This window comes from Dactylosporangium siamense, assembly GCF_016862795.1.
GTDB lineage: Bacteria > Actinomycetota > Actinomycetes > Mycobacteriales > Micromonosporaceae > Dactylosporangium > Dactylosporangium siamense.
This window is the reverse complement of the sequence record NZ_BONQ01000034.1, coordinates 1-25,542: the sequence shown is the minus strand read 5'-3', so window position 1 is coordinate 25,542 and position 25,542 is coordinate 1. Positions and strand designations below refer to the sequence as shown.

Below are 25,542 nucleotides of genomic sequence, written 5' to 3'. Positions count from 1 at the left end.
CCGAACCGTCAGCGGCCGAACCGTCAGCGGCCGAACCGTCAGCGGCCGAACCGTCAGCGGCCGAACCGTCAGCGGCCGAACCGTCAGCGGCCGAGGTGTCAACGGCCGAGGTGTCAACGGGGGAGGTGTCGCCGTTCGAGCCGGCCGCGGCACCCACACCGGCACCGGCCGCGGCAGCAGCCTGCTCACGGGCCGCGCGGGTGCCGCCCCCGCGCCTCCGGGTGGGCCCGGTCCCGGAGGTGTCTCCACCGGACGGCAGCTCGAGCGCCGCCGCGTCCAGGGCGGTCCGGTCCCCGGGAGGGGGCGGGGCGGTGGGAGCGGGTGGGGCGGTGGCGAGGATGTCGTTGACGCGCTCCGCCAGGGTGCGCAGGAACAGGGCCTGCCCGCCCGCGAGCGCGGTGAGGATGGCGGCGTGGACCGGGCCGCCCACGTCGGCCGGGGGTGGCAGGAGCAGCGGGGCGGTGTCGGCGAAGGCGAGGCTGATCCAGCCGTCGTGCTCGCCGATGGCGCCGCCGCCGGACCAGAGCAGGTCGCCGGATGCGCAGAGCTCGTCGAGGTAGGCGGGGGTGTAGTCGGCGACGCGGGCCGGCAGGATCAACCGCTCCAGGGCGGACGCCGGCATGGGGATGCCCTGCAGCTGCTCTACGGCGGCGGCGACGGCGTCGATGCCCCGGGCCCGGGACGAGCCGATCTGGTGCCACTGCGGCAGGAACCTGGCCAGGGCCCGGGGAGGCACCGGCTCGATCTCGCGGCGCAGCGCCGCGAGGGACCGGCGGCGCAGCAGCCGCAGGATCTCCGCGTCGCACCACTCGGTCCCGGCCCCGCCGGGGGTGAACTCGCCGGAGACCATCGACGGCAGTCGGCGCAGGGCCTGCTCGAGGACGAAGACGCCGAGGCCGAAGCGGGCCGCGCTGGTCGCCGCGCTGAACGGGGCGTGCGTGCGACCGTAGCGGGTGACGAGGTCGCCGAGCGGGTCCGCGACCGGCTCGAGATAGGCGGTGGGCAGGCCGACGGGCAGGGCCACACCGAGGGCGTCGCGGAAGCGGGCGGCGTCCTCGACCGCGACCCAGCGGGGCTCGCCGGCGACGCGGACCTGGATGGCGCGGCGCTGGGCGGCGAGCTCGACGGCCCAGGCGGGGTCGGCGCCGCGGGCGGTGAGCTCGGCGTCGGACAGGTCGCCCAGGACGCGGAGCATCTCGGCGACGTCCTCGGCGTCGCGTGGGGTGCGCTGCTCGCCGAGCCACTGCAGGGTCCGCTCGGTCTCGGTGACGACCTCGGGGTCCAGCAGCTCGCGCAGCTCGACCCGGCCGAGGAGCTCGGCGAGCAGCGTCGGGTCGAGGGCGAGGGCGGCGGCCCGGCGCTCCGCCAGGGGCGAGTCGCCCTCATACAGGAAGGCGCCGACATAGCCGAACAGCAGCGACCGGGCGAACGGCGACGGCCTCGGGGTCTCGACCTCGACGAGGCGGAGCTTCCGGCCGGCGATGTCACGCATGACGCCGACGAGCCCGGCGACGTCGAACACGTCCTGCAGGCATTCGCGGGCGGCCTCGAGGGTGATCGGGAAGTCGGCGTAGTCGCGGGCGACGTCGAGCAGCTGGGCGGAGCGTTGCCGCTGCTGCCACAGCGGCTGGCGGCGGCGCGGGTCGCGGCGCGGCAGCAGCAGGGCGCGGGCCGCGCACTCGCGGAACCGAGCGGCGAACATGGCCGACGTGCCGACGGTCTCCTCGACGATGCCGGCGATCTCGTCGGGGTCGAACGCGACGAGGTCCGCGCCGGGTGGCTCGTCGGCGATGTCGGGCAGGCGGACCACGATGCCGTCATCGCTGGGCATGACCTGGGCGTCGACACCGTAGCGCTCGTTGAGCCGGCGGGCGATCGCGAGGGCCCACGGCGCGTTGACCCGGGCGCCGAGGACACAGTGGACGGTCATCCGCCAGTCGCCCAGCTCGTCGCGGAACCGCTCGACCAGCACGGTGCGGTCGTCGGGGAGGTGACGGGTCGCGTCGCGTTGCTCACGCAGATAGGCCAGGAGGTTGTCGGCGGCCCACTCGTCGAGGCCGCCGCCGCGCAGCTGCGCGCGGGCTTCCTCGTCGCCGGACTTCACGAATCCGCGCAGCCGGGCGCCGATCGCACGGCCCAGCTCGACCGGCCGGCCGGGTGAGTCGCCCTTCCAGAACGGCATCTTCGCGGCGGCGCCCGGGGCGGGGGAGACCAGCACGCGGTCGGGGGTGATGTCCTCGATGCGCCACGAGGTGGAGCCGAGCAGGAACACGTCGCCGACCCGTGACTCGTAGACCATCTCCTCGTCGAGCTCGCCGACGCGGGCGGCCTTCTCGGCGCCGGCCAGGAACACGCCGAACAGGCCACGGTCCGGGATGGTGCCGCCGCTGGTGACGGCGAGGCGCTGGGCGCCGGGGCGGGCGGTGAGCACCCCGTCGGTGCGGTCCCACACGACGCGGGGCCGCAGCTCGGCGAACGCCGTCGACGGATATCGGCCGGCAAGCATGTCCAGCACCGCGAACAGGGCCGACTCGGGCAGGTCGGCGAAGACCGCGGTGCGCCGCACCAGCGCCGCCAGCTCGTCGACGTGCCACGGCTCCATCGCGACCATGGCGATGATCTGCTGGGCGAGGACGTCGAGCGGGTTGCGCGGGTAGCGCAGCTCCTCGATGCCGCCCTGGACCATCCGCTCGGCGACGACGGCGCACGAGACGAGGTCGCCGCGGTGCTTGGGAAACACCACCCCCCGGGAGACGGCACCGACCTGGTGCCCGGCGCGCCCGACCCGTTGCAGGCCGGCGGCGACGCTCGGGGGCGCCTCGATCTGCACGACGAGGTCGACGGAGCCCATGTCGATGCCCAGCTCCAGGCTGGAGGTGGCGACGACGGCCGGCAGCTGGCCGGACTTGAGGGCCTCCTCGATGTGTTTGCGCTCCTCACGGGAGACGCTGCCGTGGTGGGCGCGGGCCACGACCGGCGCCGCGCCGTTGGCGGTCCCGGCCTGCGCCATCATCTCGGCCGGGGTCCGCGGCGCGGTGGGCGTGGGGATGCCGGCGCGGGCCGCGGACAACTCGTTGATCCTGGCGCAGAGCCGCTCGGCGCCGCGCCGTGAGTTGGTGAACACGATCGTGGAGCGGTGGCCCTCGATCAGGTCGAGCACCCGCTCCTCCACGGCGGGCCAGACGGAGGCCTGCCGCGGCGCACCGTCGTCGTCCTGCGTCGGGTCGGTCTCGCCGAGGGCCGTCATGTCCTCGACGGGCACCTGGACCTCGACCTCGATGGTCTTGGTGCTGGGCGGCTGCACGACCTCGACGGGCGCGGCCCCGCCGAGGAACCTGGCGGTCTCGTCGATCGGGCGGACGGTCGCGGACAGCCCGACCCGCTGCGCCGGCCGCTCCAGCAGGGCGTCGAGCCGCTCCAGCGAGAGCGCCAGGTGCGCGCCGCGCTTGGTCGCGCAGACCGCGTGGACCTCGTCGACGATCACCGTCTCGACGCTGCGCAGGGACTCCCTGGCCTGCGAGGTGAGCAGCAGGAACAGGGACTCGGGCGTGGTGATCAGGATGTCGGGCGGGGTCTTGGTGAAGGCCCGCCGCTCGTCGGCCGGGGTGTCGCCGGTGCGCATGGCGACCCTGATGTCGGGCGGCACCTGCCCGAGCCGGGCGGCCGCCTGCCGGATGCCGGCGAGCGGCGCCCGGAGGTTGCGCTCGACGTCGACCGCCAGGGCCTTCAGCGGGCTGACATACAGCACCCGGCAGCGCTTCGCGGCCTCCACGTCGGGCCGGGCGGCGAGTTGGTCGAGCGACCAGAGGAACGCCGCCAGGGTCTTGCCGGAGCCGGTCGGCGCGACCACGAGGGCGTGGCGGCCTGCGCTGATCGCCTGCCAGGCACCGGCCTGCGCCGCGGTCGGCGCCGCGAACGCCGCACCGAACCACTCCCGCGTCGCCGCCCCGAACCGACCCAGCTCATCCATGCCTCCATCCTGCCCCCGGGGTACGACACTTTCCCGCGACCGGCTGACCCCGCCGATAGGATTAGTCCGATTTGTACGAAAGGGGGAGTTTGGCTAAGGTGTGCCAATCCCCAATCACAGGAGCAGCCGGTGGCAGCACAGCGCACGATCGCCCAGCGGGCGATCCGCCAGGAATCGGAAGTGCTGCTGCGCCAGCTGGACGCCTACCTCACCGCCCTGCGGACCGGCCGCGACGCCGCCTCGCGGACCGGCCGCGACGCCGCCCCGCAGGTCGGCCGCGACGCCGCCCCGCGGACCGGTCCCGGCGTCGCCGACGTCGGGCACGCCGAGCGGATGGCCGCCGCCCTTCGGCAGCTGATCGCCGACACCGCCAGGTCGAGCGCGGTCGACCGGGCCAAGGTGCGGGCCGCCGTGCACTACTTCGTCTACCGAGGCGCCGCCGGCGCGACCGGCACCACCGGCACCACCGGCGACGGTCCGGCCCGCCCGGGTGGCGCCCGGCTGGCGCTGCTCACCGGAGGCCGCGCACCCGCCGAACGCCGCCGTCACGGTGACGACGACCGCGTGGTCAACGACCTGCTCCGCGACCTGGGCCGGGCGGACCTGATCGTGGAGCACTGAGAACTTGCCTGGCCGGGCAGCGAAGAGGGTCCCCCATGAACCAGTGGGGGACCCTCCATGCGTTGCACGACAGGAGCGGCGCTACGACAGGCTGGCCGTCGCCAGTTTGACGCTGAACGCCAGGAACAGCCCGCCGACCGTGGTGCTCAGCCCGGCGGCCAGCTTGCGGCGCGAGCGGAACTGCTCCGCGAGGTAGCGCCCGGCGAAGATCAGCACGGTCAGGTAGATCGCGCTGAGCACCTCGGCGACGATCCCGAGCAGCAGGAAGCTCACCGCCGGATACGCGTAGTCCGGGTCCACGAACTGGATGAAGAACGACACGAAGAACAGGATCGCCTTCGGGTTGAGCAGGCTGATCACCAGCGCTCGCCGGAACGGCCGGTCCGCGGGCGGCTCGGGCTGCGGCGTCGAGGCCGGTGCGCGTAGCCGTCGTACCGTGTCAACCACCAGGCGAACGCCGAGATAGGCCAGGTAACCGGCGCCCGCGTATTTCACCAGCGAGAACAGCCACGGATAGGTGTGCACCAGCGACGCGACACCGCCGGCTGACAGCGTCATGAGCACCGCGTCGCCGAGCCAGACCCCGGCGGCGCCCCGATATCCGTCCCGAACTCCGCGGCGGGCGGCGACGGAGAGCACGTACAGCGAGTTGGGCCCGGGCAGCAGCACGATCGCGGCGGTGCCGAGCACGTAGGTCCACGGGTTGGTCACGCCGAGCATCAGCGGACTCCGGCTTCCAGCGCCGAGCTCAGCCGCCCCCGTGCCGCGGGCCACTCGCCGGCGAGCATCGCGAAGCAGACCGTGTCCCGCCAGCTGCCGTCGGGGCGCTGCCGGTGCGAGCGCAGCACGCCCTCCCGCTCGGCGCCGAGCCGGGCGATGGCCCGTTGTGAGCGCTCGTTGCGGATGTCGGTGTGCCACTCCACCCGGATCGCACCGAGCGTGTCGAACGCGTGCGCCATCAGCAGCAGCTTCGACTCGGTGTTGATCGCGGTGCGCCAGTGCGGCCGTCCGAGCATGGTGTGCCCGATCGCGATCGAGCGGCGGCCCTCGTCGATCGCGTAGAACGAGGTGCTGCCGAGGATCTCGTTCGTCGCCGGATCCCGCTGCACGAAGGGCGTCCGCGTCTCGTCCCTGATCGCCGTGGCGATGATCGCGGCCATCTCCCCGACCGAGCCGGGGCGGGTCACGGTGAGATGGGTCCAGACCTCGGCGTCGTCGAGCGCGGCGAACAGACCCGGCGCGTGCGCGTGGTCGAGCGGCTCGATCACCACGTGGCGCCCCCGCAGCGTCGGTGCGCCGTGCCAGCCGGTCGCGGCGGGCCGCAGATACTCCGGAATCGGCACGAGCGTGTCCGGTGCCGGTCGGGGTGCGCCGGCGACGAGCGTGAGCGGCACCACACCCGCCCAGTGTGGCAACGGCAGATCCTGTTCATCGTCGGAGGGATCACCGGTGCGGACCTTGGCGGACACCTCTCGCAGTGGCAGCGCCAGCAGGGCGGTCTGTGCGAGCTCCTTGGGGTTGGGCGGCCGGCTGTCCGCGGCGCGGCCCGGGATGATCTTGTCGACGAGTGCCGCGAACGCCAGGTCGCGCTCCTGTGGGTCGGTGACCAGCCGGGCGGTGCCGTGCGCCACGACCGAGCGGTAGTTGGCGCTGTGGTGGAACTGTGAGCGGGCCAGCACCAGGCCGTCGAGCAGCGTCACCGTCACGCAGATGGGCAGGCCACCGTCGCGGGCCGCGAGCAGCGCGCGGTTTCCGGTCGAGCCGTGCAGATAGACGACGTCGCCGACGCGCGCGTGCAGGGTCGGCAGCACGCGCGGCTCGCCGTCGACCACGAACCCGAGATGGCAGACGTAGGCCTCGTCGAGGATCGAGTGCACCAGGCCGGCGTCGTACGACGCGCGCTCGCCCATCCGTTTGGGTGTCGTCCGCGCCGTCTTCAGATAGGTTTCCACCGCGACCTCGTTTGTTCTAGTACAATCTTCAAACTGTGGCAGTACAGTATCAGCCGACCGGTGGCACCGCAGCCCAGATTTCGGCCAGCGTCGAGAGCGGCATCCGCAGCGGCGAGCTCGATCCGGGTGCCCCGCTGCCCTCGGTCCGGGCGCTCGCCGTCGACCTCGGCGTCAGCCCGGCGACCGTCGCGGCAGCGTATCGGGTGCTCCGCGAGCGGGGGCTGGTCGAGACCGCGGGTCGCGGCGGCACCAGGGTCCGGCCCCGGCCGCCCGTGGCCAGGCGGACGCGGCACACCCTCGCCGTGCCCGCCGGCGCACTCGACCTGGCCAGCGGCGGCCCCGACCACGACCTGCTGCCGCACTACGCGCCGCACCTGATCCGGCTCGCCGCCAGCATGCCGCCGGTCGGCTACGCCGGTGGTGGCCCGCTGCCCGAGCTGCTGGAACTGGCCGGCGAGCGGTTCGCCGCCGACGGCATCCCGTCCGGGCGCCTCACCGTGGCCGGCGGCGCGCTCGACGGGCTCGAGCGGGCGCTCGTCGCCCACCTGCGGCCGGGCGACAAGGTCGCGGTCGAGGACCCGGGCTGGGCCAACCTGCTGGACCTGGTCGCGGCGCTCGGGTTCACCCCGGTGCCGGTGCCGGTGGACGACGAGGGGCCCACGGAGGAGGGCCTGCGGGCGGCGCTGCAGGCGGGCGTCGCCGGCCTGGTCGTGACCTCCCGCGCGCAGAATCCCACCGGCGCGGTGATCACCGGCCGGCGGGCCGCGGCGTTACGGGGCCAGCTCGGCGCGCACCGGCAGCTGCTGGTGCTCGAGGACGACCACGCCGCCGAGCTGGCACACGAGCGGGTGCATCCACTGGTTGGCGTGACCGGCTCGTGGGCGTATGTGCGGTCGCTGTCGAAGCCGTACGGGCCGGACCTGCGCGTCGCGGCGATCGTCGGCGACGACGTGACCGTGGCGCGGATCGAGGGGCGCATGCGGCTGGGTGTCGGATGGGTCTCCACCGTCCTGCAGCGCCTGGTCGTGGCGCTGTGGCAGGACCCGGAGGCCACGGCGGCGGTCGACCGCGCCCGCGACGTCTACGCGACCCGCCGGGAGGCGCTGCGCGCCGCGCTCGGGGATCTGCCGGCCCACGGTGTGAGCGGGATCAACGTGTGGCTGCCGGTGCCCGACGAGACGTCGATGGTCGCGGGGCTGCGCGAGGACGGCTTCGCCGTCACGCCCGGCTCCATGTATCGCCTGCTCACGCCGCCCGCGATCCGGATCACCACGGCCGCGCTCGACCCGCGCGACGCCGGACGGGTCGCCGAGGCGGTGGTGCGCAGGCTCACCGACCCGTCCAGGCGACAGGTATGACGTTGTGGCTTTGGTACCCCCTGCGCCGGCAAACTGTCGGACCCTGCCGATAGTGTCCGTCGGCGTGGGGGTAAGGCGGTCATCGACGCACCCGAACTCGTCTCCCCGCTGTTGAACAGCGGGTAGAAGGGACCGGGTCGGCTCCAGCTCGCTCCGGGGCGCGTCATCAGGGAGGGGAATGACATGCGCACCAGCACGTTCAGGACGATCGGCATCGCCGTCGCGGCGATGGCACTGGCACTGACCACCGCCTGTGGGGGCGACGACGACAAGACCACCAGCGGCAGCTCGAAGGGTGCCGGTTCCACGTCGGCCGGGCCGTCCGCCAAGGACGTGCTGACCGCGGCCGTCAAGGACCTCAACTCGAGCACCTACGGCTATGCGATGAAGATCCCCGAGGGCACGTTCACCGGCTCGATCGACCCCACCGGCAAGCAGCAGGTGAAGGTCGACGGGGTCGCCGCGGGCGGGGTCAAGTACACGATCGAGGGCATCGCGCTCGGCGCCGACTATTACTTCAAGACCAGCATCCCGACGACCGGCATCAATGCGAAGAAGTGGTACAAGCTGGATCGCTCGAAGATCAAGAAGGATGCGATCATCGGGCTGATCGAGGCGAAGGACCCCACCGTGAGCCAGGGCCTCGTCGGCCGTGTCGGCACCGCCACGCAGAGCGGCCCGACCACGATCACCGGCACGTATGACCTCACCGGCGGTGGCGACCTCGGCATCGACGACGCCGCCGTGCTGCAGGCGCTCGGCGACAAGGCCAAGGCCGCGCCGTTCACGGCCACCCTCGACGGCCAGCACCTGGTCTCGTTGAAGATCACGGTCCCGGCCTACGGCACGGTCGCCGAGCAGGCGCTGACGGTCGACTACACCGGCCACGGCCAGCCGGTCACCGTCGCCGCGCCGAAGGCCGCCGACGTCATGGCCGCGCCCGCCGCCGTCTACGGCCTGCTCAACGGCTGACCACCGATCCCGATGCGACGACCGCTGATCCCGATGCGACGACCAATGATCCCGATGCGACGAGGACTGACCCCGATGCGACGGCGACGCAACTCGATGCTGCCCACCCTGGCGGCGCTGGCCTCGGTGCTGCTCGCGATGGCCGTGCTCGCCGGCTGCTCGTTCGGCAAGGCGGAGCCGCCGCGGCCGACCACCGGGCCGTCGGTGGCACCGTCGCAGAGCGAGCTGGCGAAGAGCCTGCAGGCATTGATCAACGGTGGATACACGTTCAAGGTGGTGGCCAGGGAGGGCAGCTACACCGGCGGCATCGACCCTGTCGCGGACCTGCTCGACGCCACGGTCAGCGTGTCCTCCGACGGGGCCTCCCTGAAGATCGACACCCTCGGCGTCCGGGGCACCGCGTATACCCGGCTGACCGGGCTGCCGATGCCCGGGTTCGACGGTAGGACCTGGTATCGCGTGGACCCCGCCCGGGTCACGCGGCCAGGGTCGCTCGGGCTCAGCGCCATCAAGGACCCGACGGGCGTGCAGGCGCTGGTCGCCGCCACCCACGACGTGCGCCGGGAGAACCGCGGCTACACCGGCACCGTCGACATGACCCGCGTGACGACGTGGGGACCGGTCAACATCCCGCAGGTGATCCAGCTCGGCGAGGTCGCCAAGCGGATCCCGTTCGAGGCGACCGTCGACGATCAGGACCGGCTCGTGTCGATGAAGGTCGAGATCCCCGACAATCCGGTCACCGCCACGTATTCCGACTTCGGCGGCACGCTCAGCGTCACCGCCCCGGCCGGCGCCGAGCCGTTACCCGACCACCTTTACGGCCTGCTCGGCCTCTGATCCGGATCGCGCCCTGATCCGGGGTCGCGCCCTGATCCGGGGTCGCGCCCTGATCCGGGGTCGCGCCCTGATCCGGGGTCGCGCCCTGATCCACGGGTCGCGCCCTAGGCGAGACCGCGTCTCACGGACGACACTGCACGTCATGGAACAGCACCTCTACGAAGCCGAGCACGAAGCCTTCCGGGAACTGTGCAAGGCGTTCCTGGCCCGCGAGGCGGTGCCGCACAACGACGAGTGGGACAAGGCGGGCATCGTCGACCGGGAGGTCTGGCGCAAGGCGGGCGCGGCCGGGCTGCTCGGCATGGACGTCGACGAGGAGCACGGCGGGGGCGGGCAGAAGGACTTCCGCTTCAACGCGGTCCTCGTCGAGGAGATCGTCGCCGCGGGCGCGTCCGGTCTCGGGTTCGGGCTGCACAACGACGTGGTCGCGCCGTACCTGACCGACCTGGCCACCGAGGAGCAGCAGAAGCGCTGGCTGCCCGGGTTCTGCTCCGGGGACATCGTGACCGCCATCGCGATGAGCGAGCCGGGCGCCGGCAGCGACCTCGCCGGGGTGCGCACGTCCGCCGTACGTGACGGCGACGAGTGGGTCCTCAACGGGCAGAAGACGTTCATCACCAACGGTGAGCTCGCCGACCTCGTCATCGTCGTGGCGAAGACCGACGCCTCGCTCGGTGCCCACGGCATCAGCCTGTTCGTGGTCGAGACCGGCACGCCGGGCTTCACCCGCGGACGGCGGCTGGAGAAGGTCGGGCTCAAGGCCAACGACACCGCCGAACTGTTCTTCGACGACTGCCGCATCCCCGCCGACCACCTGCTCGGCCAGGAGAACGCCGGCTTCTACCACCTGATGGCGAACCTCCCGCGGGAGCGGCTCGGCATCGCGGTGGCCGCCGTCGCGTCCGCCGAGCACGTCCTGGCGATCACCCTCGACTACGCCAAGACGCGGCAGGCGTTCGGCAAGCCGATCGGGTCGTTCCAGCACAACCGGTTCGTGCTCGCCGAGCTCGACACCGAGGTGACGATCGCCCGGACGTTCCTGAACCAGTGCATCGTCGAGCAGAACGCGGGGCGGCTCTCCGTCGCCGACGCGGCCAAGGCGAAGTGGTGGACCACGGAGCTGCAGAACAAGGTGGCGGACCGCTGCGTCCAGCTGCACGGCGGCTACGGCTTCATGATGGAGTACCCGGTCGCGAAGGCCTGGCTGAACAGCCGCGTCCAGACGATCTACGGCGGCACGACCGAGATCATGAAGGAGATCATCGGCCGAAGCCTGGGGGTCTAGGCATCGGAGACGGCGGCGAGCGCGGCGAAGATCAGCGCGGTGGACGTGGCGCCCGGGTCCTGGTGGCCGGCGCTGCGCTCGCCCAGGTAGGACGCCCGGCCCTTGCGCGCCTGCAGCGGTGTCGTCGCGGCCGCCCCTTCCCCGGCCGCGGCGGATGCGGCCCGAGCGGCCGCCGCGAACCCGGCGGGGGCCGCGGCGGCGTAGGCGTCGACCGCCGGGGTGAGCGCGTCGACCATGGTCTTGTCCCCGGGCACGGCCTTGCCGAGCCGCACGATCGCGTCCAGGCCGGCCCGCAGGCCGTCGCCGAAGGCAACGGCGTCCACCTCGGCCGGCAGGGATTTGCCGAGGGCGCGGAACAGGCTGCCGTACAGCGGGCCCGAGGCGCCGCCGACCTTCGACACCAGGGTCGTGCCGGTCTTGGTGAGGACCGCCCCGGCCGTGTCGGCCTCGAAGCCGGCCAGGGCGGCGACCGCCGCGTCGAACCCGCGACGCAGGTTGACGCCGTGGTCGCCGTCGCCGATGGCGGCGTCGAGGTCGGTCAGCTCGGCGGCGTGCGCGGTGACCGAGGCGGCGACGGCGGCGACCCACGCGCGGGCCAGGTCGGCGTCCACGTCAGGCACCCCACCGCAGGCCGGCGGTGCGGACCGGGGCGTCCCAGAGTCGCAGCAGCTCGTCGTCGACCCGGCACACGGTCAGCGAGATCCCGGCCATGTCGAGACTGGTGACGTAGTTGCCGACGAGGCTCCGGGCCACCTGCACCCCGGCGTCCGCAAGCAGCCGGCTGATGTCGTTGAACATCACGTACAACTCCAGCAGCGGGGTGCCGCCCAGGCCGTTGACCAGCACGATCACCCGGCTTCCGGACTCGAGAGGCTTGGCCGCCAGGATGGGCTCCACGATGCGGGCGGCGAGGTCGCGGGCCGGCCGCAGCTTCTCGCGGGCCCGGCCGGGCTCGCCGTGGATGCCGACGCCGACCTCGATCTCGTCCTCGGGCAGGTCGAAGCCGGGCTTGCCGGCGGCCGGGGTCGTGCCGGAGGTGAGGGCGATCGCGAAGGACGCCGAGCGCTCGTTGACGTCCCGGGCGACGGCGGCGACCGCGGCGAGCGGGGCACCCTCCTCGGCGAGCGCGCCGGCGATCTTCTCGACCAGCAGGGTCGCGCCGGTGCCGCGGCGGCCGGCGGTCCAGGTGGAGCCGTCGACCGCGACGTCGTCGTCGACGAGAACGCTTTCCACCGTGGTCTCGGCGTCCTCGGCGGCGAGCTCGAAGTTCATGACGTCGCCGGTGTAGTTCTTCACGATGTGCACGACGCCCGCGCCGCCGTCGACGGCCCTGGTGGCGGCCAGGATCTGGTCCGGGACGGGTGAGGTGAAGATCTCGCCGGGGCAGGCCGCGTCGAGCATGCCGGGCCCGACGAACCCGCCGTGCAGCGGCTCGTGCCCGGACCCGCCGCCGGAGACCAGGCCCACCTTGCCGGGGCGCGGCGCGTCGGCCCGCACGATGATCTGCTCGTCGAGGTCGACCCGCAGCTCGGGATGCGCGGCGGCCATCCCTGCCAGGGCCTCCCGGACCACGTCGTCCGGATCGTTGATGAACTTCTTCATGCCTGCCATTTTGGGGGTACCGGCGGTGCATAGCATTGCCCGCGTGGCACACATGGTGGGAATCGTCCTCGTTTCACACAGCGAACGGCTGGCGCACGGCCTGCGGGACATGCTTGTCCAGGTCGCGGGGGAGGAGGTGCCGATCGAGGCGGCGGGCGGCACCGACGACGGGGGACTCGGCACCAGCTACGACCGGATCCTGGTCGCGATCGACCGGGCCGACCGGGGCGGCGGGGTGCTGGTCCTGACCGACCTGGGCAGTGCCGTCCTCACCGCGCAGACCGTGCTCGAGGACCGGGTCGCCAACACGGCCGTCCTGGTCGACGCGCCGTTCGTCGAGGGTGCGGTCGCCGCGGCGGTCCTGGCCGGCGCCGGTGCCGACCTGGCCGAGTGCACGCGGGCGGCGACGGAGGCGCGCGATGTCCGCAAGCTCTGAGGCGACGGTCGTCCTGCCGGCGGACCTGCACGCCCGGCCGGCCGGTGCGCTGGTGCGGGCGGCGGCGGGCTTCACCAGTACCGTGGACATCCTTTTCGACGGCAGGCGGGTCAGTGCGCGCAGCGTGCTCGGGGTGATGGGGCTCAATGCCCGCGCGGGCGCGTCGGTGCGGGTGTCGGCCACGGGCGCGGACGCCGACGCCGCGGTCCGTGCCGTAGTGGCGCTGCTCTCGACCTACGAGTAAGGAGTGGTGCGGATCTCGGTGCGTACGCGAGGATGGCCGGGTGATCGACGCCCCTCCAGTTGCCCCGCTCCAGCGGCGCACCCTCGGCCTGCTCGTCTCCACGCAGGTCATCGGCGGTTTGGGGGTGGCGAGCGGGGTGTCGATCGGCGCGCTGCTGGCCGCGGAGATGGCCGGGCCGACGGCCGCCGGCCTGTCCGGCAGCGCCGCGGTCATCGGGGCGGCCCTGATCGCGATCCCGGCCACGCGACTGATGCGGACCGGTGGGCGGCGGCCGGGGCTGGTGTTCGCGTACGCCGCCGGGGTGACCGGTTCGTTGCTGGTCGTCACCGCAGTCTGGCTGCAGTGGGTGCCGCTGCTGTTCCTGGGCACGTTCCTGTTCGGCGGGGCGAGCGCGGCGAACCTGCAGTCGCGGTACGCGGCGGTCGACCTCGCCGATCGTGACCGCCGAGCGCGGCACCTGTCGCTCGTGGTGTGGGCGACGACACTGGGCGCGGTGGTGGGCCCGAACCTGGCGCCGTTCACCGATCGGGTGACGATGCCGTTGGGTGTCCCGGAGTACGCGGGGCCGTACCTGTTCAGCGCGCTGGCGTTCGGGCTGGGGGCGGTTGCCCTGTTCGTGCTGTTGCGGCCGGATCCGCTGCTGGTGGCGCGGGCATCGGCTTTATCCGATTTATCGGATAAAGCGCCATCATCGTGGCGGTCGGCGTTCGCCGCCATCCGGGCCAGCGCCGGGGCGCGGCTGGGGGTCTCCGCCGTCGCGGTCGGGCACGTGGTGATGGTCGGCGTGATGTCGATGACGCCCGTGCACATCGGCGGCTACGTGCACGAGCACGGCGACCTGCTGCGCATCGTCGGACTGGTGATCAGCGTCCACATCACCGGCATGTACGGGCTGTCCCCGGTCATCGGCTGGGCCACCGACCGGTTCGGCCGCCGGCCCGTCATCCTCTCGGGTGTCGTGCTGCTGGCCCTCGCGTGCGCGCTGAGCGCCACCGCCGGCGACCGCACGGTCCAGCTCTCGGTCGCGTTGGGCCTGCTCGGCGTGGGTTGGGGCGGCACGATGGTGGCCGGCTCCACGCTGCTGTCGGAGTCCGTGCCCGTCGGGGAGCGCGCCGGCGTGCAGGGCCTGTCCGACATCATCATGGGCGTCTCGGCGGCCACCGCGGGCGCACTGGCGGGGGTGGTGGTCGACCTGTTCGGTTATGCCACGTTGTCGATGCTGGCGGGCATCGCCGTGGTGCCGCTGGCTGCCCTGGCGCTGCGGAGGTCTTAGTCTTGGCCGCGTGCGACTGACGGATTTCTGGCAGCGGCTCGAGGAGTCGTTCGGTGTGGCGTACGCCGGAAGCCTCGCCAACGACCAGGTGCTGACCGAGTTGGGTGGGCGGACCATCAAGGAAGCCCTCGCGGGTGGCGAGGACACCGCCGTGGTGTGGCGGGCTGTGGTCGCCGCATACCCGGAGCGTGTTCCCAGCAGGCTGCGGTGATGTTTTTTGGCGTGTCGCCTCGTTGATCGTACAGATGTACGGGTAGTCTCCTCAGGCGTCGGTGCCGGTTTTTGTCATACCCGGCGCTTACCTTGTCAGCGTGAATAAACGAACGCCGACGAAGACCGCGAACTCAGGGGTGACGGACATGGCAGTGCAACCTGACCGGGAGAAGGCGCTCGGGCTCGCCCTCTCGCAGATCGACAAACAATTCGGCAAGGGCTCGGTCATGCGCCTCGGTGAGCGGGTCATCGCTCCGATGGCCGTGATCCCGACCGGCTCGATCGCCCTCGACGTGGCGCTCGGCATCGGCGGTCTGCCCCGCGGCCGGGTCATCGAGGTCTTCGGGCCTGAGTCCAGCGGTAAGACGACCGTGGCGCTCCACGCCATCGCCAACGCCCAGGCTCAGGGCGGCATCGCGGCGTTCATCGACGCGGAGCACGCCCTCGACCCCGACTACGCGAAGGCCCTCGGCGTCGACACCGACGCGCTGCTCGTCTCCCAGCCCGACACCGGTGAGCAGGCCCTCGAGATCGTCGACATGCTGGTCCGCTCCGGCGCTCTCGACATCATCGTCATCGACTCGGTCGCCGCCCTCGTGCCGCGCGCCGAGATCGAGGGCGAGATGGGCGACAGCCACGTCGGCCTCCAGGCCCGCCTCATGAGCCAGGCGCTGCGGAAGATCACCGGTGCCCTCAACAACTCCGGCACCACCGCGATCTTCATCAACCAGCTCCGCGAGAAGATCGGCGTCATGTTCGGCAGCCCGGAGACCACGACCGGTGGTCGGGCGCTGAAGTTCTACTCCTCGGTCCGCCTCGACGTGCGCCGCATCGAGAGCCTCAAGGACGGCACGGACGTGGTGGGCAACCGCACCCGCGTCAAGGTCGTGAAGAACAAGGTGGCCTCGCCGTTCAAGCAGGCCGAGTTCGACATCATGTACGGCAAGGGCATCTCCCGCGAGGGCTCCCTCATCGACGTCGGTGTCGAGCAGACGATCATCCGCAAGGCGGGCGCCTGGTATACGTACGACGGCGACCAGCTCGGCCAGGGCAAGGAGAACTCCCGCAAGTTCCTCCGGGAGAACCCAGACGTGGCTGCCGAGATCGAGAAGAAGATCAAGGAGAAGCTCGGCGTGGGCGTCGGCCAGGCCACGGACGCCGCCGGTGGCCCCGAGGTGGTCCCGGTCGACTTCTGACCGGCTCGGCCAGGTCCAGCTCTTCCTTGCACGCGCGATTCGTGGCGTTCGGCGCCGGTCCGCGGGAGGGCCTCCGTTTCGGGGGTTCGGCTCGCGGCCCGGCCCGCCGGCGCTCCATCTGCGATCGCCGGTGTTGATGCAGGTTCGCCGCTCGTCGTCGGCTCGGTGCCGGTGTGGGTGGTGCGGGTTTCGGAGGTGCGTTCGTGCCGGGCAGGCGGCGATCCAGCGAGCAGGAAGCGGGGGGCGGCGGGCACGAGCCTGACGTTGTGCCGCCCACCGCCGTCGAGCCCGCCGCGGGTTCCTGGCTGCTCGCCGACCTGGGCGACGACAACCCCTGGCTGTCCGCCGAAACCCAACCGGGCGGCGCCGCAGCTGCTGCGCCGGCGCGTCCTGGGCGGGCAGCTCCGGGCGAGGTGCCGCCGGGCTGGCCGTCCGATCCTGAAAACAGCGACGTTTCGACCACCCGGATTCCCGCCGCGGGACGCGCGGCCGGCAGCGCCCCGCCTGCCTGGCTGGCGGCCCCTGAGGGCGGCCCCCGGACCGGCGGATCCCGGGCGGTCACCGGCGGTGATCGCGTTGAGGACCGCTTCGCGGTGGCCGACCCGACACCGGATCACGGAGACCGCGGCGGCCGAGCCCGCCGCGGCGGCCGATCGGAGCGCGGGTCCGGTCGCCGAGCAGAGCGTGGCAACCGCTCTGATCGTGACGTCTCCAGCCGTCCGGAAGACCGCAGCCCGCCCGGTGAACCCCGGGACGGCAGCGCCCCGGAGCCGCTGGAAGGCTCCGCGCCGCGGAGCGACGCTGAGCAGGGCGGTTCCCAGCGGCGGGGCGGTTCTGGACGGCGGGGTCGTCCGCCGGCCGCGCCGCTCGACCCGAGGGAGGCGGCTCGGGAGATCTGCCTGCGGCAGCTCTCCGTGCGGCCGAGGACCCGGCTCGAGCTCGCCACCGCGATGCGCAAGCGCGGCGTCGAGGACGAGATCGCCGACGAGATCCTCGACCGCTACGACGAGGTCGGCATCATCGACGACGCCGCCTTCGCCCGCGCCTGGGTCGCCAGCCGGCACCACGGCCGCGGCCTGGCCCGGCGCGCGCTGGCGGGGGAGCTGCGCCGCAAGGGCGTCTCCTCCGACGAGGTCGGCGAGGCACTCGACGAGCTCGACCCCGACGTCGAGGAGCAGACCGCGAGAGCCCTGGTCGCCAGGCGCCTCCGGGTCGAGTCCAACGCAGCCCCCGAGGCGGTGTTCCGGCGGCTCGTCGGGATGCTGGCCAGGAAGGGGTACCCACCGGGTATGGCCATCCGCCTCGTGAAGGAAGGACTGGCCGAGCGCGCGGACGCCGCCGAGTTCGCCGACGGGATCGACCCGGACGCCCTCGCCGACGCCGCCCTCGACCCTGACCAACGCTGACCCTGATCGGTGTCCCGGCTCTGGCCTGCGCTTCGGCTCTGGCCTGCGCGCCTCGGCCTCGGCCTCGACTTCCGGCCGGCACTCCAATCCCGGCTGGCGCCGACCTGGCCTATGGCCGGTGGTCCGACCCCTGCCCGCCGCCACGGATCCTTCGGGTTGCGGGAATCCGGCGGCGGCGACGCCGCATATCCGGCGCACTGGACGAGACCGGGCCGCGCCTACCGGAACCGGAGCAGCGACCAGGAGGTCGAGGTCGAGGCGCCGACCGGAGTGGGGACGCCCGCCAGGGCCCGGGTGCGATCCCTGGAGTCTGTTGCCATCTCGCCGGACATCGTCCAGCGGAGGGTCGGTCGTGTCCGCCGCCGCGTTTCGGTGAGAGCGTGAAGCGCAGGGGGCGTCCACACGCCCCCACCCCTTCACACTTCCTGGCGAACAGCGCCGGATCGCGCGACGGGCGCGCGGGGGTGGTTGCCGGACTTCTCTACAACCCGAAGGAACCCGAAGGATCCCCGGGCACCCGACCCCGCCATCGTTCGGCTTGTCGCGCCACCACGCGCCACCACCCGCCCGACAGGACCTTTCAGAGCTCATCGCGACCGGGCAGCGCGACCGGCCATGCGGCGTATGCCCCGGAAGTCAACAAACAGTGCAAAACTGGCAAATGACAGACACCCGCGACACCCGGCGGCTTGATTCGACGGTGTGTGCCATCTGGCTGCACGCCAGGTGGCGGAAGCTGGTCGATCGGGGCGGCTGCTGGGCCCTGGAATGCGACAAGCGTCGATGCGGTGGTTGGTGGGCGTACGGTCTGTGGTGGAATGATTGCAGCTGCGCGGTGGCGGGAGTTCAGCGCCGTGCTTCCGGGCAGCTACTGCCGGTCGACATTCTGAGGCGGACAGCGACCGACATGCCGGAAAGTTCTGGTCAAATAGCACTGGTAGGGTGTTTCGCCTGGCGAGGGTCTTGACGGACTTACGTCCCGTATGGTGCCCGATCATGAGTCCTTGACCGAAGCGCCCTTCACGACCTAGCCTCGGCGTTACCAGATGGAGACCGCCCAACCACCGCGGGTTTACCGCACAACATAGATCGCGTCACAGATCAGCAACGTTTACGCACGACATATAAGCGCCGCGCCTTGCGGGAGGTGGCGGTGTCGACCCGTTGTCGGGGCACCCTGTGTCCCGATATTGATACATCTTGATGGCAGTGTGTGGTCGGGCGTCTCCTCCACAACATCCCGCGTTGCGCGACTCTGCGCAGCGCCGAGCGGAGCGAGGTGACGTCGTGACGGAGTGCGCCCCTGTCATCCTCTGCGAACGACCCGCAAGCGATCAGCCGTCCGCAAGCGACCAGCCGTCCGCGAGCGGGCAGTCAACCGCAAGCGAGCAGCCATCCGCCAGCCGGCAGCCATCCGCAAGCCGGCAGCTGAGCGCCGCCGAGGTGACCGCGTGACCGGTCTGCAGGTCGTGCTCGTCGTCGTGGTCGTCGTCATCGGCTTCGGTGTCCTCGCCGCGCTGCTGCTCTCGCTGAAGGTCATGCGCCGGCTGCACACCGCGGCCACGGCGCCCGCTCAGCCCGTTGCCGAAGATCCCGCGTTCCTGGCCGAGAAGGACCGGCAGGAGCACTCCCTGGCGTCGCTGCGCACCGCGGCCGAGGACGCCACCGCGGCCGTTGACGAGGCGCGGGCCGTGGCGGCTGCTGCGCGCACCGAGGCGGCGGCAGCGAAAGCAGAAGCCAGTTCCGCCAGGTCGGAGGCCCGGCGAATCCTCGACGGCGCGCGGGCCGAGGCCGACTCGTTGCTGGAGCGGGCGCACCGGCAGGCCGAGGTCGACGCCGAGCAGGCCAGGGCCACCGCCCGCCGGGCCGGCGAGCGCGAGGTCAGCCAGTTGACGACCGTCGCGAAGGAGCAGTCGCAGGACGCTGAGCGGCGCCAGCGCCGGCTCGACGAGCGGGAGCGGCTGCTCGCCGAGGAGGCCGAGCGCCTCGCCGAGCGGGACCGGCGCATCACCGGCACCGAGGCGGACCTGCTCGAACGGGAGGCGGCCCTCACCCGCCGCGAGGTCGAGATCGCCGCCGGCGAGGAGCGGCACCGCGAAGCACTGGAGCGGGTCGCGGGGCTCACCACCGACGCCGCCCGGGTCGAGGTCATCGAGACGATCGAGATGCAGGCGAAGCGCGAGGCCGCGCTGCTCGTGCGCGACATCGAGAACGACGCCCGCAACACCGCCGACCAGCGGGCGCGGCACATCGTCGTGGACGCCATCCAGCGGGTCGCCAGCGAGCAGACCGCGGAGAGCGTCGTCAGCGTGCTGCACCTGCCCAGCGACGAGATGAAGGGGCGGATCATCGGCCGGGAGGGCCGCAACATCCGCGCGTTCGAGTCGACGACCGGGGTCAACCTGATCATCGACGACACGCCCGAGGCGGTCCTGCTGTCGTGCTTCGACCCGGTCCGGCGGGAGATCGGCCGGCTCACCCTGGAGAAGCTGGTCCTCGACGGTCGGATCCATCCGCACCGCATCGAAGAGGTGTTCGAGCAGGCCAAGCACGAGGTCGAGCGCCTCTGCCTGCGCGCCGCCGAGGACGCCCTGGTCGAGGTCGGCATCACCGATCTGCACCCGGAGCTGATGACCCTGCTGGGGCGGCTGCGGTACCGGACGTCGTATGGCCAGAACGTCCTCAAGCACCTCGTTGAGACCGCGCACATCGCCGGCATCATGGCCAGCGAGCTGCGACTCGACCCGAAGCTGATCAAGCGCAGCGCGTTCCTGCACGACATCGGCAAGGCGCTGACGCACGAGGTCGAGGGCAGCCACGCGCTGATCGGCGCGGACGTGGCCCGCAAGTACGGCGAGTCCGAGGACGTCGTGCACGCCATCGAGGCGCACCACAACGAGGTCCTCCCGCAGACCATCGAGGCCGTGCTCACCCAGGCCTCGGACGCCTGCTCCGGCGGCCGTCCCGGCGCCCGTCGCGAGAGCCTCGAGGCCTACGTCAAGCGTCTCGAGCGCATCGAGGAGATCGCCGCCGGCAAGTCGGGCGTCGAGAAGGTGTTCGCGATGCAGGCCGGCCGCGAGATCCGGGTCATGGTCCGCCCCGACGACGTCGACGACATCGGCGCGGCCGTGCTCGCCCGCGACGTGGCGAAGCAGATCGAGGAGGAGCTGACCTACCCCGGCCAGATCCGCGTCACCGTCGTCCGCGAGTCGCGCGTCACCGAGATCGCCCGCTAGGACCCGCAACAGCCGAACACCGAAGGGCATGGCTCCGGTCCGTCGTGGGCGCGGCCGCTGCTCCCGTCAGCCACCAGTCGGCCGCGAACGGCCTCCCTGCCAGGTCCGCGGACAGTTGCGCAGCCGCGACCTGGCGGTCGCGACAAACGCCCGCGGCCGCTGACGGCCGCGACGCGACCTGGCGGCCGCGACAAGCGCCTACGGTGCGATCACGGCCTCCGGCGACGTGTACGGGCTGGTGATCTTGTACGACCAGATCAGCGGGTCCGCCACCGACAGCTCGCCGGTCGCCGTGAACTTGTACGACCGTGCGATGCCCTTGCCGTCGTACGCGTTGACGAAGGCGAGCATGTCCGGCCGGGTGCCCTTGCCGGCGGCGAAGCCCGACAGGATGATGTTCGCCCCGTCGTACGCCTCGGGACCGTAGTAGCCGGCCTTCGACCCGAACGCGGCCTGGTAGCGCGACGAGTAGTCCGCGCCCGCGTGGTCGGCCGGGATGCAGGGGCAGGTGACAATGATGTCGTCGGCGGCCTTGGTGAGGGTGTCGACGAACAGCTGCGTGAAGAGCCGGTCGCTGACGACGATGACGATGCCCGGTTTCGCGGCCCGCAGCGCCTTGATGAACAGCGTGCCGTCGTCGGATTCACCGGCGTAGTACACGGCGTCCGGGTTCGCGTTCGTCACCTGCCCGACGGGGGCGGCGAAGTCCTTGTCGGCCCGGCGGATCGCGACGCTCGTGGTGACGGCGCTGCCGAGGGTGCTGGAGACCGCCTGTCGGGCCACGCCGCCGAAGTCGGTGTCGTCGTACACGACGGCGACCTTCGAGGCGCGCAGCTTGTTCTTGAGGTACCGGCCGGCCGCGTTCGCCTGGTCCTTGTCGTTGGCGATCAGGCGGTGGAACGTGGACCAGCCCTTGCCGGCGAGGTCGACGTCCGGCGCGAACGGCGTGAAGAACGGGATGCCGGCCTTCTCCAGGATCGGCCCGGCGGCGAGGATCTCGACGCGGTACGCCGGACCGACGACGCCGATCACCTCGCTGTCCGCGACCACGTCCTCGGCCGCGAGCTTGCTGCCGTCCTCGGTGCCCTTCGTGTCGAACTCGGCGAACCCGACGTTGCAGCCGGGATGCTTCGCGTTGTAGTCGTCGACGGCCAGCTTGGTGGCGTTGCGCATGCCGTTGCTGTCCTTGGAGCCGGTGCCGGCGAGGATGCCGAGGAACGCGACCTTGTGCCCGCAGGCCGCCGACACCGCCGGCCCCGCCTGGTTGGATCCGCTGCTGCCACCGGTGCCGGGATCGCCGTCGCCGCCGCGGTTGACGGCCCAGACGATGCCGGCGATGAGGAGCACCACCGCGAGGACGCCGCCACCGGCCGCGGCGATCAGCGACCCGGTCCGGCGCTGGTTCGGCGCCGGCGGCCGGGCCTGGCCGCCCGACTGCCAGCCCAGGTTGACCGGCGGCCCGGACGCGGGCGGACCCGACGCGGGCGTCGTCCAGCCCTGCGCGGGGCTGACCGGAGGTCCCGACGCCGGCGGCCCGCTCACCTGCGGCCGCTGTGCGGGCGGCTGCTGGAACTGCTGCGGGAAGCCCGGCTGGACCGGTGCCTGGACAGGTTGCTGGACCTGCGGCTGGGCGGCCTGCGGAAAGCTCTGCGGCACGGGCTGCGCGGGAACCGGCGGCACGACCGGCGGCCGCTGCTGCACCTGGGGCTGCACGGGCGGCTGCTGCACGGGCGGACGCTGCCCCTGCACCGGCACCCCGGGCCGCTGCTGCACCGGCGGCTGCTGCGGGATCTGGTGCGGAGGCGGGCCCTGCTGCGGAAGCGGGCCCTGGTGCGGGGCCTGGTGCGGCGGCGGGCCCTGCTGCGGCGAGTGATGCGGAGCCTGCTGGCCGACGCCCGGCACCACCGGCATCGACCCGGTCTGCAGCAACGGCGGCAGTCCCGGGTTCATCGACGGCACGCTGAACCCGGGCGACACCGGCGTGGCCGACACCGGCTGCGCCGACACGTCCCCGCTCGGCTCATGCGTCCCCGCCGGAGGCCCGCCGGACGAGGGCCCACCCGACGAAGGCCCGCCGGAGGACGGGCCACCCGACGAAGGCCCGCCGGAGGACGGGCCACCCGATGACGGCCCGCCGGATGTCGGTACCGGACCGAACGGACCTGAGGCACCGGACGTCGGTGCCCCGGCAGCGCCCCCGGACGGTGCCCCGCCGACGTGCGCGCGCCCCGTCGGCGGTGCGAGGTGCAGCGCACCCTCGGCGACCACCAGCTCGGGCTGCTCGATCGCGGTCGGTGCCAGCCCGAACGCCCGGTGCAGCAGCGTCGCGGCGAGCGGGATGCGCGACGACCCGCCGACCAGGAACACCGCCGCGAGCGGCTGCCGCGAGACGCCGGCGGAGCTCACCGCGATCTGGGTGGCGGTGACGGTCCGGTCGAGGATCGGCTTGGCCAGCTGCTCCAGCTGCTCGCGCCCGATCGGCACGCTCTCGTCGAAGAGCGGCACGTGCACATAGGTGGTGGCGGCCCGGCTGAGCATCTCCTTGGCGAGCCGCGCGTCCTCCCACAGCTGCCACGCGGCGCGCCGGTCGGCCTCGCTCTCCGGGTTGGTCAGGCGGCGCCACTGGTCGCCCTCCCGGCCGGTGAAGGCGCGGCCCAGATACGCCACGACGGCCGCGTCGACGTCGAGCCCGCCCGCGTCCGGCAGGCCCTCGCTGGCCAGGACGTCGAAGCCGCCACCGGCGTTGCGGCGGACCACGCTGGCGTCGAAGGTGCCGGCGCCGAAGTCGTAGACGACGGCGATGCCGCCGACGGGGACGTGGGTGCCGACGGTACCGACGAAATACGACGCCGCGGCGACCGGCTCAGACGTCAGGAACGGCTGCGGGAACCCGGCGGAGACGGCGGCCTGCGACAGGGTCTGGCGGCGTTGCGGCGGCCACGTCGCCGGGTGCGTGATGTTGACCTCGTGCGGGTGGGTGCCCGCGACCCGGTACGACTCGGCGGCGACCCGGCGCAGGACGGTCGCGACCAGGTCGATGACCGGGATGTCCTGCTCGCCGAGCCAGACGGTGCCTTCCTCGACGCGGCGCTTCGGGTACGGCTCGAACCGGTGCGGCTGCAGACGTGCCGAGTGCACGGCGTCACGGCCGGTGAGGATGCTGTAGTCGGCGTTGACGTAGACGGCGGAGGGCAGCAACGGCGAGCCGTCGAAGAGCAGCGGCTTCGTGCGGCCGTCCGGCCAGCGGAGCACGGCGACGGTGTTCGAGGTGCCGAAGTCGATGCCCAAACGAAAGCCGGTGTCCGCCACCCGCGCAGCGTACGTACTCTGCGCAACGTTGCCAATCAACCTTCGGCCAAGCTCACACGGACTGCCCGACGTCGGCCAGCTTGACGGCCTTCGCGGTCGTCTTCACCTGCTTCGGGCCGCCCATGAGGCGCCGCTGCAGCCAGAACGCGAACCACGACAGCAGGCCGCAGGTGCCGATGTAGATGACCGCGACGACGAGGTAGCTGGGCACGTACGGGAAACCGAACGGCAGCCGGCCGCCGATCTGCTTGCCGTAGTACAGCAGCTCCGGCAGCTGGATGATGAACCCGAGCGCGGTGTCCTTGAGCAGCACGACGAGCTGGCTGACGATCGCCGGGAGCATCGCCCGGACCGCCTGCGGCAGCAGGATCGAGATCATGACCTGCGACTTGCGCATGCCCAGCGCGTACGCGGCCTCGGACTGCCCACGGGCCACGGCGATGATGCCGGCCCGGAAGATCTCCGACAGCACCGCGCCGTTGTAGAGGGTCAGGCCGATGACGAGGGGCCAGAACGGGCCGACCTTGTAACCGAGCTGGATCGGGCCGTAGTACGCGAAGAAGATCAGGATGAGCAGCGGGATCGCGCGGAACAGCTCGACGAAGCCGGTGGTCGGCGCGCGGAACACCAGGTGGTCGCTGAGCCGGCCGGTGGCCAGCAGCGCGCCGAGGAGGACCGCGAACACGGCCGCGGTGCCGGCGGCGCTCAGCGTGGTCAGGTAGCCGTCGAGGAGGTCCTGCTGGATCTGCTTGTACTGGAACTGCTCCCAGCGCAGCGGCTCGAACTGGCCGGTGTCGTAGAAGCGCCAGCCGACGTAGGCGAGCAGCGCCACGATGCCGACCGCGCTCAGGATGCCGATGATGCGGTACCGCAGCCGCGCCTTGGGCCCGGGCAGGTCGTAGAGCACGTTGGTCATCGCGCGACCTTCCAGCGTCGTTCGAGCATCCGTTGCAGGGTCACGAGCGGGACGACCAGGATCAGGAAGCCGATGGTGATCCAGAGCAGCCCGTAGATCTGGTTCTCCCCGCGCTCGGAGAGGTAGAACGTGATCGCGCCCGCCTCGGCGACCGAGAAGCCGGCCGCGACGGTGGTGTTCTTCAGCATCGCGTTGAGCACGCTCACCAGGGGCGGCACCACAGTCCGGAAGGCCTGCGGCAGCACCACGTTGGTCAGCACCTGCGTGAAGGTCATCCCCAGGGCGCGGGCGGCCTCGGCCTGCCCGACGGGCACCGTGTTGATGCCGGAGCGCAGCGCCTCGCAGACGAAGGCGGAGGTGTACGCGGTCAGCGCGACACAGGCGCCGGTCGTGAAGTCGAACGTGACGCCGAGCTTCGGCAGGGCGAAGACCTGCAGCGCGAAGACCAGCGTCAGCGGGGTGTTGCGCAGCAGCAGCACGTAGGAGCTGCCGAACCCGCGCAGGGCCGGCACCGGGGAGACCCGCATCGCGGCCAGCAGGGTGCCGAGCACCACCGACCCGACGGCGGCGATCAGGAAGAGCTTGATCGTCTCCCAGAAGTGGGGACCGATGATGTCCCAGTTGTCCGTCAGGACATGGACGAAGTCGTCCACCTCGTCACCTCCGCTTCGGTCCGGGCCGTGGTGGTCATGGTTCGGGGCGCCGCCGAAGGC

The 25,542-nt window shown here is 72.2% G+C and carries 20 protein-coding genes; 12 read left to right on the top strand and 8 right to left on the bottom strand.

The genetic code is table 11. The features are described 5' to 3' along the window. Positions 1-3,970, bottom strand: a 3,970-nt coding sequence (locus Dsi01nite_RS11790; protein WP_239135840.1) for an Lhr family ATP-dependent helicase, incomplete at its 3' end; no start/stop codon positions are given. Between the two features lie 129 nt (positions 3,971-4,099). Between Dsi01nite_RS11790 and Dsi01nite_RS11785 the strand changes: the two genes are divergently transcribed. Beyond that, positions 4,100-4,591 (top strand): hypothetical protein, encoded by a 492-nt coding sequence (locus Dsi01nite_RS11785; RefSeq protein WP_203846142.1) that lies wholly within the window; start codon positions 4,100-4,102, stop codon positions 4,589-4,591. 81 nt (positions 4,592-4,672) lie between these two features. Here Dsi01nite_RS11785 and leuE read toward each other — a convergent pair whose 3' ends face one another. Together leuE and Dsi01nite_RS11775 are read right to left on the bottom strand one after the other, a co-directional pair. Continuing rightward, positions 4,673-5,311 (bottom strand): leucine efflux protein LeuE, encoded by a 639-nt coding sequence (leuE, locus tag Dsi01nite_RS11780; protein ID WP_203846141.1) that lies wholly within the window; start codon positions 5,309-5,311, stop codon positions 4,673-4,675. Then, on the bottom strand, positions 5,311-6,501 hold the full coding sequence (locus Dsi01nite_RS11775) for a bifunctional pyridoxamine 5'-phosphate oxidase family protein/GNAT family N-acetyltransferase (RefSeq protein ID WP_203846146.1): 1,191 nt from the start codon (positions 6,499-6,501) through the stop codon (positions 5,311-5,313). Before Dsi01nite_RS11775 ends, leuE begins: the two co-directional genes overlap by 1 nt. A 77-nt stretch (positions 6,502-6,578) precedes the next feature. On the opposite strand from Dsi01nite_RS11775, the gene Dsi01nite_RS11770 reads away from it, so the two are divergent. From Dsi01nite_RS11770 to Dsi01nite_RS11755, 4 genes are all read left to right on the top strand, one after another. Then, complete coding sequence (locus Dsi01nite_RS11770; RefSeq protein WP_203846140.1) at positions 6,579-7,901, top strand: aminotransferase class I/II-fold pyridoxal phosphate-dependent enzyme; 1,323 nt, start codon at positions 6,579-6,581, stop codon at positions 7,899-7,901. A 183-nt stretch (positions 7,902-8,084) separates the two neighbouring features. After that, on the top strand, positions 8,085-8,873 hold the full coding sequence (locus Dsi01nite_RS11765; RefSeq protein WP_203846139.1) for a hypothetical protein: 789 nt from the start codon (positions 8,085-8,087) through the stop codon (positions 8,871-8,873). A gap of 75 nt (positions 8,874-8,948) precedes the next feature. Next, on the top strand, positions 8,949-9,713 hold the full coding sequence (locus Dsi01nite_RS11760; protein WP_203846138.1) for a hypothetical protein: 765 nt from the start codon (positions 8,949-8,951) through the stop codon (positions 9,711-9,713). Positions 9,714-9,855: 142 nt separating this feature from the next. Beyond that, the gene (locus Dsi01nite_RS11755; RefSeq protein ID WP_203846137.1) at positions 9,856-10,998 is read left to right on the top strand and encodes an acyl-CoA dehydrogenase family protein; all 1,143 of its coding nucleotides are present in this window, start codon (positions 9,856-9,858) and stop codon (positions 10,996-10,998) included. Here Dsi01nite_RS11755 and dhaL read toward each other — a convergent pair. Further along, a complete protein-coding gene (gene dhaL / locus Dsi01nite_RS11750) occupies positions 10,995-11,609 on the bottom strand; it encodes a dihydroxyacetone kinase subunit DhaL (RefSeq protein ID WP_203846136.1) in 615 nt (204 codons plus the stop codon). The genes Dsi01nite_RS11755 and dhaL overlap by 4 nt on opposite strands. Before the next feature lies 1 nt (position 11,610). Next, positions 11,611-12,600, bottom strand: coding sequence for a dihydroxyacetone kinase subunit DhaK (gene dhaK / locus Dsi01nite_RS11745; RefSeq protein ID WP_203846135.1), 990 nt, complete (start codon positions 12,598-12,600; stop codon positions 11,611-11,613). A gap of 52 nt (positions 12,601-12,652) precedes the next feature. Between dhaK and dhaM the strand changes: the two genes are divergently transcribed. From dhaM to rny, 7 genes are all read left to right on the top strand, one after another. Then, on the top strand, positions 12,653-13,036 hold the full coding sequence (gene dhaM / locus Dsi01nite_RS11740) for a dihydroxyacetone kinase phosphoryl donor subunit DhaM (RefSeq protein WP_203846145.1): 384 nt from the start codon (positions 12,653-12,655) through the stop codon (positions 13,034-13,036). Then, entirely contained in the window at positions 13,020-13,280 is a 261-nt protein-coding gene (locus Dsi01nite_RS11735) for an HPr family phosphocarrier protein (protein ID WP_203846134.1), read from the top strand. The genes dhaM and Dsi01nite_RS11735 overlap by 17 nt, the downstream gene beginning before the upstream one ends. A 40-nt stretch (positions 13,281-13,320) precedes the next feature. Further along, positions 13,321-14,553, top strand: a complete 1,233-nt coding sequence (locus Dsi01nite_RS11730) for an MFS transporter (RefSeq protein WP_203846133.1) — start codon at positions 13,321-13,323, stop codon at positions 14,551-14,553. Positions 14,554-14,563: 10 nt separating this feature from the next. Beyond that, entirely contained in the window at positions 14,564-14,764 is a 201-nt protein-coding gene (locus Dsi01nite_RS11725) for a DUF3046 domain-containing protein (RefSeq protein ID WP_203846132.1), read from the top strand. A gap of 148 nt (positions 14,765-14,912) precedes the next feature. Further along, complete coding sequence (recA, locus tag Dsi01nite_RS11720) at positions 14,913-15,962, top strand: recombinase RecA (protein ID WP_203846131.1); 1,050 nt, start codon at positions 14,913-14,915, stop codon at positions 15,960-15,962. Between the two features lie 773 nt (positions 15,963-16,735). Next, positions 16,736-17,368, top strand: a complete 633-nt coding sequence (locus Dsi01nite_RS11715) for a regulatory protein RecX (RefSeq protein WP_373318765.1) — start codon at positions 16,736-16,738, stop codon at positions 17,366-17,368. Positions 17,369-18,906: 1,538 nt separating this feature from the next. Continuing rightward, positions 18,907-20,604: a ribonuclease Y gene (gene rny / locus Dsi01nite_RS11710; protein WP_373318764.1), complete on the top strand. Its 1,698-nt coding sequence runs from the start codon at positions 18,907-18,909 to the stop codon at positions 20,602-20,604. Positions 20,605-20,802: 198 nt separating this feature from the next. Here rny and Dsi01nite_RS11705 read toward each other — a convergent pair whose 3' ends face one another. From Dsi01nite_RS11705 to Dsi01nite_RS11695, 3 genes are read right to left on the bottom strand one after another with little or no spacing between them, the layout of a single operon-like run. After that, positions 20,803-23,913: an ABC transporter substrate-binding protein gene (locus Dsi01nite_RS11705; protein WP_203846129.1), complete on the bottom strand. Its 3,111-nt coding sequence runs from the start codon at positions 23,911-23,913 to the stop codon at positions 20,803-20,805. A 52-nt stretch (positions 23,914-23,965) separates the two neighbouring features. Continuing rightward, the gene (locus tag Dsi01nite_RS11700; protein WP_203846128.1) at positions 23,966-24,829 is read right to left on the bottom strand and encodes an amino acid ABC transporter permease; all 864 of its coding nucleotides are present in this window, start codon (positions 24,827-24,829) and stop codon (positions 23,966-23,968) included. Then, positions 24,826-25,482 (bottom strand): amino acid ABC transporter permease, encoded by a 657-nt coding sequence (locus tag Dsi01nite_RS11695; protein ID WP_203846143.1) that lies wholly within the window; start codon positions 25,480-25,482, stop codon positions 24,826-24,828. The genes Dsi01nite_RS11700 and Dsi01nite_RS11695 overlap by 4 nt, the downstream gene beginning before the upstream one ends. Positions 25,483-25,542: the final 60 nt, after the last annotated feature.